Origin of the sequence: Cellulosimicrobium arenosum, assembly GCF_014837295.1 — a bacterium.
Lineage (GTDB): Bacteria > Actinomycetota > Actinomycetes > Actinomycetales > Cellulomonadaceae > Cellulosimicrobium > Cellulosimicrobium arenosum.
In genome coordinates this window covers 16,114-29,390 of record NZ_JACYHB010000004.1, presented here as the reverse complement: position 1 = coordinate 29,390, position 13,277 = coordinate 16,114, and the positions used below count along the sequence as shown (strand labels likewise).

Here is a 13,277-nt window from a genome sequence, read left to right as displayed (position 1 = left end):
CGTCGTCACGGTGCCCATGATCTCGCAGCGGAGGGCGAGGGATTCGAACCCCCGGTTCCTTGCGGAACAACGGTTTTCAAGACCGTCACATTAGGCCGCTCTGTCAGCCCTCCTCGAGCCTGACGGCTCGACCCGCCATTCTGGCACGTCCACCGGTGCACGACGACGGTGGGCCTCGTCGGGCGGCGTCCTGTCCGAGGTCGTGGCTCGGTAGGTGCGAGAACGGTCAGGCCGTGCCGCGCAGCTGGCGCATCGCAAGCTGGACGAGGGCGATGAGCGTCTGCTTGGTCGCCGCGCGCGAGCGGGCGTCGGTGTAGAGCATGGGGACGTGGGCGGGGATCTGCAGCGCCTCGCGCACGTCCTCGAGCTTGTGCTTGGCCACGCCGTCGAAGCAGTTCACGCCCACGACGAAGGGGATGTTGCGGGACTCGAAGTAGTCGATCGCGGGGAAGCACTGCTCCAGGCGGTCCGTGTCCACGAGCACGACCGCGCCGATCGCGCCGCGCACCAGGTCGTCCCACATGAACAGGAAGCGGTCCTGACCGGGGGTGCCGAACAGGTAGAGCCACAGGTTCCCGGGCAGCGAGACGCGACCGAAGTCCATGGCCACCGTGGTGGTGGTCTTGCGGTCGGACACCCCGCCCGCGTCGTCCACGCCCACCGAGTGCTCCGTCATCGCAGCCTCGGTGTTGAGCGGCTCGACGTCGGAGATGGAGCCGATGAACGTCGTCTTGCCGACGGCGAACCCGCCCGCGACGACGATCTTCACGACCGTGGGAGCCGCACGGCGCTCAGCCGCGGCCGGCCCCTGCGCGGGAGCACCCGGCTGCGCGCCGCGCGCCTGCGTCGCGACCGAGCCCGGCGCCGGACGCGCAGCGGACTGACCGGCAACGGTTCCCTGCGCGGGCTGACCCGGTGCGCCACCGATCACGCCGGACGGCTGCCCGGCCGGCCGCGCGGGGACGCCGCCCTCAGAGGGTGGAAATGCCATTGAGAACACTCTCCAAGACGCTCAGGGACATGCCCGAGTGGTTGCCGCCGTGACCGGTGTGGACGTTCACCGGGGTCGACGTGTGAACGGTGATGTACCGGTCCTCCTGCAGGTCCGCCACGAGCACCTTCGTCACGCCGAGCGGCAGCCGCAGCAGCGCGGAGAGCTCGGCGATCGAGACATAGGTGTGCGCGGCGTGCTGCAGGATCGCACGCTTCTCCGGCGGCAGCCCGTAGCTGTTGACCGCCCCGGGCATGACCTCGACGAGCGCCTCGAGCGGAAGGTCGGACGTCGCCGACCGCACGCGGCCCCCTGTGACGGCGTACGGCCGTACCGTGGCCGTCTCGTAGCCGTCGGAGCCGTGCGCTCCCACGCTTCCAAAAGGTACGTTCGTCATCGATCAGACCTCATCCCACCGGCGTCCGGGTAGCTCCGTCCACGGGGAGGCTACCCCGCATCTCGGAGATCAGCTGCGGCGTCAGGGTCGCCTCCGTGCGGGAGACCAGGAGCGCCATCTCGTACCCGATCAGGCCGATGTCGCAGTTCGCCTCGGCGACGACCCCGAGCACCGACCCGTTGGACACGTTCATCAGGAACAGGAACCCGTTGTCCATCTCGATGATGGCCTGCCGGACGTTCCCGCCGTTGAGCTGGCGGGCCGCACCCCGCGTCAGGCTGGACATGCCCGAGACGATCGCCGCCAGCTGGTCACCGCTCGTGCGGTCGAGCTGGTCGGACATCGCCATGAGCAACCCGTCGGCCGACACCACGAGCGTGTGCCGACTGCCCGGGACCGTACGCACGAAGTTGTCGAGGAGCCACCCGAAATTCGTGGCCTCGGTGCTGAGCGCGTTCACACTTCCTCCTCGTCAGTTGCCGCGGACGGCAGCTGGTCACCGCGCCTGGGGCGCTGAATCAGGGACATAATCCATGCTCTGGGGGGTCCAGGTCGAACTCGTCTCGTCCTGGACCTCGACGCGGCCACGGGCCGTGGCCGACTGGAATGCCGAGAGACGGGCACGAAGCTGCTCGGGATCGCGGTCGATCCGTGCCGTGAAGCGGTCGACGTAGCCGTCGCGGTCCGACCCGCGAGAACGTCGTGCGAGCCCGCTCGTCGTGGTCGAGTCCACCCTCGCGGGCTGGTACGTACCGTCGTCCGGGTCCGCCAAGGTACCTTCCTGGAAGTTGTTGCTGCCCTGGAGCAGCGTCGACATCTCCTCGTACAGGACCGCCGAAGCCATCCAGTCCGAGCGAGCCTCGACGGAGTCGGCGATGTACTCGGGGTCGAGGGGTTCCAGCGGCTCCGGGTTGCGCCGGGCCAGGGGTGCCCGGCCGGCGGGCACAGCACTCCCGGGCGCACCGGTCGCGCCGACGGGTGGGTGCGCGGAGGACGTCGCAGCGTCCGGGGCCGCCGCAGCGTCCGGGTTCCACGGCCCAGCCACGGTCGGAGGCGCGAAGGCCGACATCTCCGCGTCGGCCCGCCCCGATCCGGCGGGCGCGACCGCGGGTCGCGTCGCCTCCGGGCTCTCCTCCGCACGGGCGACGGCGGGCAGAGCCGCCGGCCGCTGGCCGAACGCGGACGTCCGTGCCGGCACAGCCGGAGCCGACTCCGCCGGCCTGGGCTGCGTCCCGTGGGGCGACTCGTGGGGCACCGCGGCAGCGGACGCGGTGCTCGGGGCCGCACCGCGCGCAGGCACGGACCCCACGGCGGGGGTCGCGTCCGGGCCGGAGTCCGGACGCGGACGGCGGCCGAAGAGGCCGCGCTTGCGTGCCTGGCTCTCACGCAGCGAGCGGCGCGTGGGCAGGTCGGCCATGAGCTCGTCGAATCGAGGGAGCGCCTCGAACGTGAGCTCGGGCGGGACCTCGCCCCGCTCCTCGTCCACCGGCTCCGGTGACGCCTCGGACGCCGGGCCCGGCTCCATGACCGGGACGTCCGTGTGATGAGCCCGGGCGGCGTAGGACTCGTCCGGGTGCGTCTCGTCCGCCGGTGCCGGCGCGACGGGAGGCACGATGCGCGTGGCGTCGTCGAGCTCCTCGTAGCGGTGCTGCTCGGGAACCCACTGCTCGGCAGCCGGGGGCGCCGGTGCCCACTGCTCCGCCGCAGCCGGCTCCGGTGCCCACAGGTCGGCCGACGAGACGGGCTCGTAGTCGGCTCGAGCGTCGTCGACGACCGGCAGGTCGGTCGCCGTGACGTCGGGTGCCGCGGCCAGCTCCACGGTGTGACCCTCCGACGGGTTGGCACCCATCGGCCGGAAGCTGGAGAACAGCGCGCTGCGGGTGCTCACGTCGAGGACGGGAGACTCGGTGGACGAGGTGTCCTCGACGACGGGCGCAGGCTTCGACCTGCTGGGCAGGGTGGCACCCTGTGCGGCGATCCCGGCCGGCGGCCTCCAGGACTCCTCGGCCTGCGGAAGGTCGTCCGGCAGCGCCGGGGTCGCGAGCGGGGGCAGCACGATCGCACCCGTCTCGGGGCCCGAGGCCAGCGAGGCGCTCGGCGCGGACGCCGCCGCGTCGGCCGTCCGTGGCCGACGTCGGGGCATCCCCGTCCCCGTGGTCCCGTCCGTCAGCGCCTCGATGTCGACGGGCACGGCCAGCGGCGGCTCCGCGACGACCGGCGTCGACTGGGTCGTGCTCGCCACGGGGGCGAGCTGTTCGACGGTCGGGTTCTGCGCCGACACGGCGGGAAGCTCGGCGGACGCGCCGGCGGTGGACGGCGCGAAGACCGGCGTCTGCCCGGTCCCGGCGCCGATCTGCTGGGTACCCTGCCGCGCGACCTCGAGCGGGTCGGTCGGTGCCTGCAGCGGGACGTTCGAGTCGGGGACGAACAGCGCGGCGGGGAACGAGACGACGACCTCGGTCCCGGCACCCTCGCCGACCGCGCTGAAGCGCACCTTGGTGCCGAGCCGGTCCGCGAGGCGTCCGACCACGAAGAGGCCGAGGCGCTGCGCACCGACGACGTCGGTCGCGGCGTTCGTCGCGACCCGGCGGTTCGCGTCGGCGATCTCGGCCTCGGTCATACCGAGCCCGTGGTCGCGGACCGTGACGTAGACGAACCGCTCGTCACGTCCCGTCGTGACCTCGACGGGTGTGTGCGGCTCGGAGAACATCGTGGCGTTCTCCAGCAGCTCGGCGAGCAGGTGCGCCGCGTTCAGCGCGTTGTGCCCGAGCATGAGCGGGTCCACCACGAGGTTGAGCCGCACCCGGTCGTAGAGCTCGATCTCCGAGGACGCGGTACGGATCACGTCGGACGCGGGCATCGGCTGGCGCACACGGCGTCCGGAGTCGATGCCGGCGAGAACCAGGAGCGACTCCGCGTTGCGGCGCATCCGGGTCGCGAGGTGGTCGAGCCGGAAGAGGTTCGAGAGCGTGCCGGGGTCCTCCTCGGACCGCTCGAGGTCGTCGAGGAACGCGAGCTGACGGTTGAGCAGGACCTGGTCGCGTCGGGCGACGTTGACGAACATCTCCGCGATGGACCCGCGCAGCGCGGCCTGCTCGCGCGCGACGGTGATCGTCGTCGAGTTCACGTCGTTGAACGCCGTCGCGAGCTGGCCGACCTCGTCCGTGGACTCCACGGAGATCGGGGTGATGTCGATGCCCGGGCCCTGACCCGGCACGGCGACCTGCTCCACGAGCATCGGCAGCCTGTCCCGCACGTCCTCCGCCGCGGTCGTCAGGCGTCGCAGCGGGTTCACGATGGTGCGCGCGACGAGACCGGCGATCAGGATCGACAGGACGACCGCGGCGAGCGTTGCCGCGATGGTGACGATCGCCTGCGTCGTGGCCGCGGTCGAGAAGTCCTGGGCCTTGTCGTCGGTCTGGGCACGGACGTCGTCGCGCACCGGGAGGACGTTCTGCCGGTCCGCGGCCGCGAGCTGTTCCCACTGGGCGGCAGCCGCCGCCGGGATGGACTCGGGACGGGCGGACGTGACGTTCCGGCGCAGCTGCTGGTAGCCGGGCCCGGGGGGCGCGAGGAGCATGTCGCCGGGCAGACCGCGCACCGCGGTCCGTGCCTCGTCGGCGAGCGCGTCACCCGAGGCGAGGAGCGAGGCGGCGGTCTGGGACTCGGAGATGTTGACCGGCCCGACCTGTGCGGCCTGGATGACACCGGCGGCGACGGGGAGCTCGAGCGCCTGCTGCGCGAGCAGCTCGTCGACGACCACGTACGTGTCGAGGTACTGCGCGAGGTCGCGGTCCTCCGTGGTGTCGGCGAGGGTGCGTGGGACGTCGAGCGCGCCGTCGATCAGGTTGGTGTAGAAGTCCGTCCGCGGAAGCTCGCCGATGCCGCCGGAGCCGTCGATGGCGGTCCGGACGGCGTCGAGCTCGGCCCGGTCGGCGATGGTCTCGTCGACCGCGGTCTGCACGCGCGGGTCGAGCCCCGACAGGTCGAGGCGCTTGAACCGCGCGTCGCGCTTGTCCAGCTCGTCGTCCGTCACGTCGCGCTGCGCGAGCATCTGCTCGCGAGCGCCCTCGACCCCCTTGGCCTCGAGGATCGACAGGGCCCGCTCCTCCGCGATCGCGGTGCCGGCGACGTCCTGGACCGCCAGCGCGGCGGTGAGCGCGCTCGTCTGGCTCGCGGCCCGAGCGGCGGTGATGGCCTGCCCGGAGATGACCGCGGCGGCGAGGAAGAGGACGAGAACGGGCACGGCGAGGGCCGCGAGGACCTTCCCGCGGACGCTCAACCTACGGAGCATGTGAACCTGCCTCCAACACCCTGTTCCACCCGGTCCGACGGCGGCCGCGCTCCTGCGCGCTTGCGCCGGTCGCCCGGTCGTGCGTACTAACTATCGGTGCACATCCCCCGGACGCCTAATCCGTGACCGCGCTTCCATCGCGGTCCTGGACGACCGTCCGGTACCGCCGCTGACAGCTCGACCGGCACCCCCCAGATCCTGCAGGCGTAGCCTCGGAGATGTGCGAGGCGTCACGACAACGAGCCCTGGTGGCCCTGAGAAACTAACCGTTTCCGAGCTCCCTGACCAGACCCCCGGACCCGACGAGGTCGTCATCGACGTCGTGTCTGCCGGCGTGAACCGCGCTGACCTGCTGCAACGCGCCGGTTCGTATCCGCCACCGGAAGGTGCGCCGGAGTGGCCGGGCCTCGAGGTCGCGGGCACCGTCGCCCTCGTGGGGGACCGTGTCTCGGGCTGGTCGCCCGGTGACCGGGTGGTGGCGCTGCTCGACGGCGGCGGCTATGCCGAGCAGGCCCGGGTCCGGGCCTCGCAGGTGCTGCCCGCACCGGACGGCGTCGACCTCGTGGACGCCGCCGCCCTGCCGGAGGCGGTCTGCACCGCGTGGAACAACCTGGTCGACGTCGGCCGGCTGGCCCGCGACGAGTGGCTCGTGGTCCACGGCGGGTCGGGCGGCGTCGGGACGGTCGCGATCCAGCTCGGCGCGGCGCTCGGCGCGCACGTCGTGACGACCGCAGGCGGACCGGACCGTGCGGCGCGCTGCCGGGGGCTGGGAGCGACGGTCGCAGTCGACCACCGCGCGGAGGACTTCGTCGCGGCGGTCCACGCCGCGACGGCGGGCCGGGGGGCGGACGTGGTGCTCGACGTCGTCGGCGCTGCCTACCTGGAGAGGAACCTCGACGCGCTCGCGCCGGACGGACGCCTGGTCGTGATCGGGATGCAGAAGGGTCGTCGCGCCGAGCTCGACCTGGGACGGCTCCTGACTCGGCGCGCGACGGTCGCCGGGACGACGTTGCGCTCGCGGCCGGCGCACCAGAAGGCGCAGATCGTCCGGGACGTGCTCGCGCACGTGTGGCCGATGGTGGAGGACGGCCGGGTCCGACCCGTCGTCCACGAGCGGCTGCGGCTCGACGAGGCACCACGCGCGCACGAGCTCCTGGAGTCCGGCGAGGTGTTCGGCAAGGTGCTGCTCGTCCCGTGAGGGCCCGGAGCGCCCTTCCGGGCCGTCCGACGACGCCCAGGCCCTGCGCGCGTGGGCGGGTCGCGCCAGACTGTCCCCATGCCCGACGAGACCCGTGACCAGCAGCCAGAGGAACGTCCCGCCGCGTCCGCCGGGACGGGCGGTGCGCCGTCCCGCGGGTCGGGCGACCCTCCCGAGCGGGTGACGGTGGTGACCCCGGACGGGACGGGCGTGAACGTCGTCGCGAGCGACGACTCGCCCGACCCCGACCGCAGCCCGTCGGCGGTGATCGAGGAGCCGGCGAAGGTCATGCGCATCGGGGGGATGATCAAGAAGCTGCTCGACGAGGTCCGGGACGCCCCGCTCGACGAGGCTGCCCGCACGCGCCTCGCGGAGATCCACGAGCGGTCGCTCGCCGAGCTCGAGGACGGTCTCTCGCCCGACCTGGTGGACGAGCTGCACCGGATCACCCTGCCGTTCACGGACGAGGTCGTGCCGACCGACGCAGAGCTGCGCGTCGCCCAGGCCCAGCTCGTCGGGTGGCTCGAGGGCCTGTTCCACGGCATCCAGACGGCGCTCGTCGCGCAGCAGATGGCCGCTCAGTCGCAGCTGTCGCAGATGCGACGTGCGCTGCCACCGGGAGCGATGCCCGCGGGGCCGGGCGTACCGGGGGTCGGCGACGCTCCGGAGGGACCGGACCGCCGGCCCTCACCCGGGCAGTATCTCTGACACGTCGGACGCGGCCGACCCGTCTCGGCGCCGCGCCGTCATGGCGATCGCACCCGAGACGAGCAGGAGACCCGCGAGCTCGAGCGGCGTGGGGAGCTGGGCGAGGACCACGGCACCGACGACGGCCGCCGTGGCGGGCAGGAGCGCGAGCAGGACGGAGAACGTCGCCGCGCTCACCCGACCGAGGATCAGCTGCTCGAGCGCGTACGGCACGACGGACGAGAACGCCGCGATCGCGATCACGGCGAGGACGTGCCGCCAGTCGGCGAGCACGGGGAGCGACGGCAGCGCGAGGAGCGGTGCGAAGACGAGCGCCCCGCACGTCATGGCCACGGACAGCGAGGTCACGCCGGCCCCGGCGCCCGCGACCCGGCGGCCGAGCACGATGTACCCGGCCCAGCAGGCGGCCGCGACGGCGATCGCCACGAAGCCGACGACGAGGTCCGCCCGCGGGATCCCCGACCCGACGGTGACGCCCGCGAGGAGCACGACGCCGAGCGCCGCGACGACGATCGCACCGCGCTCGCGCCACCCGCGCCCCGTGATCGCGGCGACGGCGACCGGCCCGCAGAACTCGATCGCGACGGCGGTCCCGAGCGGCAGGTGGTCGATCGCGACGTAGAACGCCAGGTTCATCGTGGCGAGCACGACGCCGAACACCACGACCCACGCCAGGTCGTGCCGCGACCATCGCGCGCGCCAGGGCCGGCGCCACACGAGCAGGAGCACGGCCGACGCCGCGATCCGCAGCCAGCCGACCTCGACCGCACCGGCGACGGCGAACAGGCCGACGGCGATCGCCGCGCCCAGGTACTGCGTCAGCCCGGAGACGACGAACAGCGCCGGCACGGGGACGCGTTCGAGCGCTCCGGAGGGTCGGTCGGTCACCCGACGACTCTAGGCACGCGCCGTCGTCGGGCACCGGGTCAGGGTGCCCGACGACGCCGCTCAGCCCTTGACCGAGCCCGCGAGCAGACCGCGGACGAAGTAGCGCTGGAGGAGGAGGAACACCACGAGCGGGACGACCATCGACACGAAGGCGCCTGCCGTGAGCAGGTGCCACGCGTTGCCGCGCGTGCCGGCGAGGTCCGCCACGGCGACGGTCAGGGGCCGCGAGTCCTGGTTCGCGAAGGTCAGGCCGACCAGGAGGTCGTTCCACACCCACAGGAACTGGAAGATCGCGAACGAGGCGATCGCCGGGACCAGCAGCGGGAGCAGCACCTGGAAGAAGATCTTCACGTGCCCCGCGCCGTCCACCCGGGCGGCCTCGACGAGGGACGCGGGGATGTCCTTCATGAAGTTGTGGAGCAGGAAGATCGCCAGCGGCAGGGCGAACATCGAGTGCGAGAGCCACACCGTCCAGAACGTGCCGTTGATGCCCCAGTCCACGTACTGCGACAGGAGCGGGATGAGCGTGATCTGGATGGGGACGATCTGCAGCGCGAAGACCGCGACGAACAGCATGTTGCGGCCCTTGAAGTCGATCCACGCGAACGCGTAGGCGGCCAGGAGCGCGACGGAGATCGGGATGACCACGGCGGGCAGCGTGATGACGATCGAGTTGACGAAGAACGAGGCGAGGTCCGCCCCGCCGAAGAGCACCTCGTCGTAGTTGTCCAGCGTGAGCTGCGGGTCGCTGAACGTGGTCCACCAACCCGAGCGACGGATGTCGAGCGGAGGGCGGAACGACGTGACGAGGAGCCCGATCGAGGGGATGGTCCACAGGAGCGCGATGATGATCGCCGCCGCCGAGCCCCAGGGCGACGCGAGCCTGCCCTTGGCAGCGATCGCGCGCTTCTCCGCGCGCGAGATGCGGCCGACGGGACGACGGCCCGTGCCCTTGGTCTCCTCCGGTTCGATGAGCTCGGTCGACGGGATCGGCGCGGTCATCGGGACTCCTCCGAGATGCGGAGCTGGCGGACGTTGTAGGCGACGATCGGGATGACGAGGATGAAGAGGATCACGGCGAGCGCCGCCCCCAGCCCGATGTTGTTCTGCCGGAAGCTCTGCGTGTAGAACTCGTTGGCGACGACGGAGGTGCCGAACTGCCCGCCCGTCATCGTGCGGACGATGTCGAAGACCTTGAGCGTGCCCATCGCGATGGTCGTCACGACGACGACGAGCGCCGGGCGGATGCTCGGCACGGTGATGTACCGGAACATGCCGATCCCGTGGAGCCCGTCGAGACGCGCGGCCTCGACGATGTCGTCCGGGATGGCCTTGATCGCCGCGGACAGCACCGTCATCGCGAAACCGGTCTGGATCCAGATCATCACGACGATGAGGAAGAAGGTGTTCCAGGGCTCGCCGATGAGGAACTGCTGGGGCGGGATGCCGAGCCAGACGAGCACCTGGTTCAACAGCCCCGTCTGCTGGATGTTGGCCTGGTCCGGACGGAACTCGTAGACGAACTTCCAGATGATCGACGCGCCCACCATCGAGATCGCCATGGGCAGGAAGACGAGCGTCTTCGCGAGCTTCTCGAACCGGGTCCGATCCACGAGCACGGCGTAGACGAGCCCGATGAAGGTCGCGACGACGGGCACGGTGATCACCCAGATCGCGGTGTTGCGGAGCACGACCTGGAACTGGTCGGTGGTGAACGCGGTGACGTAGTTGTCGAGGCCGACGAACTCCGAGTTGTTCTCGTAGAAGGACGAGAAGATCGTCCGGATCCCCGGGTAGACGAGGCCGAAGATGACCAGGAGCACCGCCGGGCCGAGGAAGCCGACCGCGACCGCCCAGCGCGGGATCCGCTTGGGCCGGTCGACGGCGAAGAGGATCGCGCCCATCACGAGGACGAACGCGAGGATGGCGATCACCATCAGCCCCAGCTTCTCGGCGGGGGTCGACGGATCGGTCAGGAAGTCCATGCGAAGGCTCCGTTCTGCCCGACGGCGGTGTCGCGCGGGCGGTGCGCGGGGTGCGTGGGTCGGGACGCGCTGAGCCGGGGCCGCCGTACGACGGCCCCGGCTCGCGTGTCCCGCGGGGTTCCCGCGTCAGGTCAGGAGGTCGGCCAGGAGTCCTCGACCTGGTCGACCACCTCCTGCGTGCTCGAGCCCGTGAGCCAGTTGACGATCGCGGTCCAGAACGTCCCCGACCCGACCTCGCCCGGCATGAGGTCGGACGCGTCGAAGCGCGTCACGGACGCCGGGTCTCCGAGGATCTCGGCCGAGAGCTTGTCGAAGTCGGTCGCGAGGTTCTCGGGGTCGAGCTGCTTGTTCGCGTTGACCCAGCCGCCGTTCGGCGTGGCCAGCGCCTTGGCGTTCGCCCAGTCCGCGCTCGAGATGTAGGTCTGGAACGCCTGGACCTCGGGACGGTCGTCGAACGCCGCCGCGAACGTGCCGCCGATCTCCACGGGCTTGATGTCGGTCTGGTCCGTGGGGAGGTAGAACGCGAAGACGTCGCCGTCCTCGGACACGTCCGTGCCCTCGGGGAACTGCGTCTGGTAGAAGTTCGCGGCACGGTGCAGGTAGCAGCTGCCGTCCAGGAGACCGAAGCCGGCGTCGGTCCACGGCGTGGTGGCGATCGAGTCGACGCCTCCGAGGCCGGCGTTCACGTAGTCCGGGTTCTTCAGGACCTCGCCGGCGGCGTCGAACGCCGCGACGACCTGCGGGTCGTTGAACGGGATCTCGTGGTCGACCCACTGGTCGTAGACGTCGGGCCCGGCCGTGCGGAGCATCATGTCCTCGACCCAGTCGGTCCCGGGCCAGCCGGTCGCGTCGCCCGACTCGACGCCCGCGCACCACGGCGGCCCGCCGATGTCGCTCGCCATCTGCTCGGTGAGGTCCATGAGCTCGGTCCAGGTCTGGGGCACCTCGTACCCGGCGTCGGCGAAGGCCGTCGGCGAGTACCAGACGTAGGACTTGACGTTGGCGTCCATGGGCGCCGCGTAGAACGTCCCGTCGACCGTCCCGTACTCCTTCAGGGCGGGGTCGAAGAACTCGTCGACGTTCGCCGCGACGGCATCGGGCGCGGGCACGACCGTGCCGGTGTCCTCGACGATCGTGCGCAGCAGCCCCGGCTGCGGCAGGAACGCGACGTCGGGCAGGTTGCCCGCCTGGATGCGCACGAGGAGCTGCGCCTCGAACTCGCGCGACGCCTCGTAGTCGACGTCGACGCCCGTGCACTCCGTGAAGGGCTCGAACGACGCCTGCATCGTCGCCCCTTCCGGGTCGACGATCGAGGTGTAGACGTGCACCTCGGTCCCGTCGATGTCGCCGAACTCCTCGTAGGGGGCGCAGTCGATCTCCGCGGCCGAGGCGTCGCCGTCACCGCCGCCGCCGTCGCCGCCGTCGTCCCCGCCGCCGCACGCGGCGAGGACCAGTGCGAGGCTCGCGCCGCTCGCGGCGACGGCGAGCGCCCGGCGCCTCGGCCGGGTCCTCGTGATCGTGCTCCTGGTCATGTCAACCCTCCACCTCGTCGTGTGCGCGGACGCAGCGGGCACCGGCCGGTCCGGCCTGGTGGGTCGCGACGTCGCGAGCGCGGGTGCGCTCTCGCCCGTGAACCATGCAAGCGTTTACATAGGCGTTCTGCAACCACAGGACGGCACCCATCCGGTAACGATTTCGTCACAGGCGCCGCACCGTCGGGACCGCCCGGAGCGTTCACTCGCCGCCGCGAGCCGCCGCGGCGGGACCCTCCTGCGTGGGCGGGCCGGTCGACGCACGCTGCACGAGCTGCGTCGGGTAGGTCAGGCTCGCTGGCACCTCGGCACCGCCGATCATCTCCATGAGGAGCAGCGCCGCGTCCGCGCCCTGCTGGTACGCGTCCTGCACCATCGTCGTCAGTCCGGCGAGCTCTCCGAGGTCGTGGCCGTCCACGCCGATCACCGACAGGTCCTGCGGGACGCGTCGCCCCAGGTCGCGCGCCGCGAGGATCGCACCCATGGCCATCTCGTCCGACGACGCGAACACGGCCGTCACGTCGGGTCGCGCGCGCAGGAGCGCCGTCGTCGAGGCACGCCCGCCCTCGACGTCGAAGTCGCCGTCGACCTCGAGGCTCGGGTCGTACCGGACCCCCGCGTCCTCGAGAGCGCGTGCGTAGCCTCGCGAACGCCCCACGGGCGGGGTCCACGGCGAGTCCCGGTCCGGGACACCCGTGACGTGCCCGATGACGCGGTGCCCCAGGTCGACGAGGTGCTGCGTCGCGGCACGACCCGTCGCCACGTCGTCGAGCCGGACGGTCACCTGGTCCGCGGGCCCGGAGCCGACGAACGCGAGCGGGCGCCCCAGACCGACCAGCGATCGCACCTCGTCGTCGTCCAGCCCGAGCCCGACGACCAGCGTCCCGTCGACACGGTGGCGCAGCACGTGCGGGTCGACCCGGCGCCGGACCGCGGACCGGCGCACGTCGAACGTGTAGAGCAGCACGTCGAACCCGAGGTCGCGCAGCGCGCGCTCCGCCCCCTCGATGACGTTCGCGAAGAACCACCTGCTGACCCACGGGGTCAGCAGCCCGATCGTGCGGGTCCGACCGGTCGCGAGCGAGGACGCCGACGGCGTCGGGACGTACCGCAGCCGGGCCGCCTCGGCCAGCACGCGCGTACGCGTCGCCGCCGACACGTTCGGCAGACCCCTGAGGGCGCGCGAGACCGTCGCCGTGGATACCCCGGCGGCTCTCGCGACGTCGTCGATGCCTGCCACGAGGGGTGATTCTCCACCCTCCCGGTGCGACCCGCGAGGCACGA

The 13,277-nt window shown here is 71.9% G+C and carries 11 protein-coding genes and 1 tRNA gene; 2 read left to right on the top strand and 10 right to left on the bottom strand.

Going from position 1 to position 13,277, the window contains the following annotated elements; translation table 11 throughout:
- Positions 1–28: 28 nt before the first annotated feature.
- The 5 genes from IF651_RS06325 to IF651_RS06305 all read right to left on the bottom strand — a co-directional run bounded on the left by IF651_RS06325 (position 29) and on the right by IF651_RS06305 (position 5,670).
- A tRNA-Ser gene (locus tag IF651_RS06325) sits at positions 29–113 on the bottom strand.
- 113 nt (positions 114–226) lie between these two features.
- Entirely contained in the window at positions 227–931 is a 705-nt protein-coding gene (locus IF651_RS06320) for a GTP-binding protein (RefSeq protein WP_422110459.1), read from the bottom strand.
- Positions 932–971: 40 nt separating this feature from the next.
- Entirely contained in the window at positions 972–1,388 is a 417-nt protein-coding gene (locus tag IF651_RS06315) for a DUF742 domain-containing protein (protein WP_191828267.1), read from the bottom strand.
- Between the two features lie 10 nt (positions 1,389–1,398).
- On the bottom strand, positions 1,399–1,848 hold the full coding sequence (locus IF651_RS06310; RefSeq protein ID WP_021483502.1) for a roadblock/LC7 domain-containing protein: 450 nt from the start codon (positions 1,846–1,848) through the stop codon (positions 1,399–1,401).
- 36 nt (positions 1,849–1,884) lie between these two features.
- The gene (locus IF651_RS06305; protein WP_191828266.1) at positions 1,885–5,670 is read right to left on the bottom strand and encodes a sensor histidine kinase; all 3,786 of its coding nucleotides are present in this window, start codon (positions 5,668–5,670) and stop codon (positions 1,885–1,887) included.
- Positions 5,671–5,902: 232 nt separating this feature from the next.
- Between IF651_RS06305 and IF651_RS06300 the strand changes: the two genes are divergently transcribed.
- Positions 5,903–6,880 (top strand): zinc-binding dehydrogenase, encoded by a 978-nt coding sequence (locus IF651_RS06300; RefSeq protein ID WP_191828265.1) that lies wholly within the window; start codon positions 5,903–5,905, stop codon positions 6,878–6,880.
- A gap of 78 nt (positions 6,881–6,958) precedes the next feature.
- Positions 6,959–7,588: a bacterial proteasome activator family protein gene (locus IF651_RS06295; RefSeq protein WP_191828264.1), complete on the top strand. Its 630-nt coding sequence runs from the start codon at positions 6,959–6,961 to the stop codon at positions 7,586–7,588.
- On the opposite strand, the gene IF651_RS06290 is transcribed toward IF651_RS06295, so the two are convergent.
- From IF651_RS06290 to IF651_RS17980, 5 genes are all read right to left on the bottom strand, one after another.
- Positions 7,568–8,476: an EamA family transporter gene (locus IF651_RS06290; RefSeq protein WP_191828263.1), complete on the bottom strand. Its 909-nt coding sequence runs from the start codon at positions 8,474–8,476 to the stop codon at positions 7,568–7,570. The two genes, IF651_RS06295 and IF651_RS06290, sit on opposite strands and share 21 nt — an antisense overlap.
- Positions 8,477–8,536: 60 nt before the next feature.
- Positions 8,537–9,478, bottom strand: coding sequence for a carbohydrate ABC transporter permease (locus IF651_RS06285; protein ID WP_191828262.1), 942 nt, complete (start codon positions 9,476–9,478; stop codon positions 8,537–8,539).
- Positions 9,475–10,461 (bottom strand): carbohydrate ABC transporter permease, encoded by a 987-nt coding sequence (locus tag IF651_RS06280; RefSeq protein WP_191828261.1) that lies wholly within the window; start codon positions 10,459–10,461, stop codon positions 9,475–9,477. Before IF651_RS06280 ends, IF651_RS06285 begins: the two co-directional genes overlap by 4 nt.
- Before the next feature lie 131 nt (positions 10,462–10,592).
- Positions 10,593–11,993 (bottom strand): ABC transporter substrate-binding protein, encoded by a 1,401-nt coding sequence (locus IF651_RS06275; protein WP_191828260.1) that lies wholly within the window; start codon positions 11,991–11,993, stop codon positions 10,593–10,595.
- Between the two features lie 202 nt (positions 11,994–12,195).
- Positions 12,196–13,233: a substrate-binding domain-containing protein gene (locus IF651_RS17980; RefSeq protein ID WP_191828259.1), complete on the bottom strand. Its 1,038-nt coding sequence runs from the start codon at positions 13,231–13,233 to the stop codon at positions 12,196–12,198.
- Positions 13,234–13,277 lie beyond the last annotated feature (44 nt).

Coding starts and splice junctions, on each gene's coding strand:
- IF651_RS06285 (WP_191828262.1), bottom strand. CDS start 9,478: ATGACCGCGCCGATCCCGTCGACCGAGCTCATCGAACCGGAGGAGACC.
- IF651_RS06275 (WP_191828260.1), bottom strand. CDS start 11,993: ATGACCAGGAGCACGATCACGAGGACCCGGCCGAGGCGCCGGGCGCTC.
- IF651_RS06315 (WP_191828267.1), bottom strand. CDS start 1,388: ATGACGAACGTACCTTTTGGAAGCGTGGGAGCGCACGGCTCCGACGGC.
- IF651_RS06280 (WP_191828261.1), bottom strand. CDS start 10,461: ATGGACTTCCTGACCGATCCGTCGACCCCCGCCGAGAAGCTGGGGCTG.
- IF651_RS06295 (WP_191828264.1), top strand. CDS start 6,959: ATGCCCGACGAGACCCGTGACCAGCAGCCAGAGGAACGTCCCGCCGCG.